This window comes from Kitasatospora sp. NPDC091257 (assembly GCF_044757675.1).
GTDB lineage: Bacteria > Actinomycetota > Actinomycetes > Streptomycetales > Streptomycetaceae > Kitasatospora > Kitasatospora lactacystinica.
In genome coordinates this window covers 1-1,901 of sequence record NZ_JBIVVI010001487.1, presented here as the reverse complement: position 1 = coordinate 1,901, position 1,901 = coordinate 1, and the positions used below count along the sequence as shown (strand labels likewise).

General features: G+C 74.4%; 1 protein-coding gene. It reads left to right on the top strand.

All coding sequences use genetic code 11. The annotated features are described in order from the left end of the window. Window positions 1–1,896: phospholipase domain-containing protein (locus ACIQOV_RS39600; protein WP_401055753.1), on the top strand; the 1,896-nt coding region annotated here is incomplete at its 5' end. Window positions 1,897–1,901 lie beyond the last annotated feature (5 nt).

Here is a 1,901-nt window from a genome sequence, read left to right as displayed (position 1 = left end):
CTCCCCGCCGGCGAGACCCTGGTCTCCGGCCCCTACCCGATGGGCCTGGGCGTGCGGGTGCCGATGGTCGTCGTCTCCCCGTGGACCCGCGGCGGCGTCGTCGACTCCACCGTCTACGACCACACCTCCGTGCTGCGCTTCCTGGAACAGCGCTTCGGCGTCCAGGAGCCCAACATCAGCCCCTGGCGGCGCGCGGTCTGCGGCGACCTCACCAACGTCTTCGACTTCTCCGGCCGCAACCCCGCCTGGCCGCAACTGCCCGACACCAGCGGCAACCGCCAGAAGGTCGTCGACACCGGCAAGCTCCCCGCCCCCACCGTGCCCAGCCCGCAGACCTTCCCCCAGCAGGAGCGCGGCACCCGCTCCGCCCGCCCCGCCCCGTACAACCTGCTCGTCAAGCCCCGCCTCAAGGGCGACGAACTGACCCTCGACTTCGTCAACCAGGGCCGCCAGGGCGCCGTCCTCGCCGTCTACCCCGCCCCCGGCGAGGCCCCCAAGCACTACACCGTCGCCGCGAAGAGCCGCCTGTCCGACGTCTGGAAGGTCGGCCCCGCCGGCTACGACCTGCGCGTCCACGGCCCCGACGGCGCCCTGTGGCACCTGCGCGGCGACACCGCCTCCGCCTACGAGGTCTCGCTCTCCGAGGAGAGCGACGGCAAGGTCCTGGAGGTCGACGTCATCAACCGCTCGCGCACCGCCCAGACCTTCCTGGTCGGCGACCTCGCCTACGGCGACGGCCTGCGCGAGGTCCGCGTGGCGGCCGGCGACGACCGCACCGTCAACCTCAAGGTCGGCCCCGAGGGCTGGTACGACGTCGCCGTCGCCGTCCAGGGCGACCTCGGCTTCCGCCGCCGCATCGCCGGCCGCTTCCCCTGGGACGACCGCACCGTCACCGACCCCGCCCTCGGCCTGGCCGACCCGCTCGCCGTGAACCTCGCCCTCGGCGCCGCCTCCACCACCATCGACGAACCCGTCCTGCTGCCCGGACGCCCCGCCACGATCACCGCCACCCTCACCGCCACCACCGCCCTCACCCGCCTGGAGGCCCAGCCGCTGCTCCCGCCCGGCTGGAGCGCCACCACCGTCACCGCCGCGCCCGACAGGCTCGCCGCCGGCGCCGCCGCCACCGCCGTCTGGCAGGTCACCCCGCCCGCCCAGCTGCCCGCCACCGCCACCCACCGCCTGCTGGTCACCGCCCGCGCCCAGGCCGACAGCCGCTTCGCCCTCGCCGACGGCGAACTCGCCGCCCGCCCCGCCCCGGTGATGACCGGCCACCTCCTCGACGAGGACTTCGAGTCCCTCGCCGACACCCTCAAGCCCGAGGCCGGCGTCCTCGGCTGGACCGCCCAGGCCCCCAAGGGCTGGACGGTCGTCAACGCCCCCGCCATGCCGCAGGGCACCGTCCGCCTCCAGGGCTGGACCTTCCACACCAAGCGCGAGTGGTCCGTCCCCGCCGGCCAGGACCGCGGCAACTTCACCCGCGCCCTGGGCGTCGTCGCCGTCGCCGACCCCGACGACTGGGACGACACCGGCTCGCCCTCCCGCAAGGGCGTCTTCGACTCCACCCTGGTCTCGCCCGCCGTCGCCGTCCCGGCCGGCACCGACACCCTCCACCTCGCCTTCGACTCCCACTACCGCCAGGAGGCACCGCAGAAGGCCTCCGTCACCGCCGTCTTCGACAACGGCACCGAGACCCGCCTGCTCGCCTACGGCTCCGACGCCACCGGCAACGACAACGCCGGCAAGGACGTGCAGAACACCCGGATCACCCGCAGCTTCGCCGTCCCCGCCGGAGCCCGCTCGGTGACCCTCAGGTTCCGCATGTACGACGCCGGCAACAACTGGTACTGGGCCGTCGACCACATCCGCCTCGACACCCGCCCCATCACCGGCTGACACCC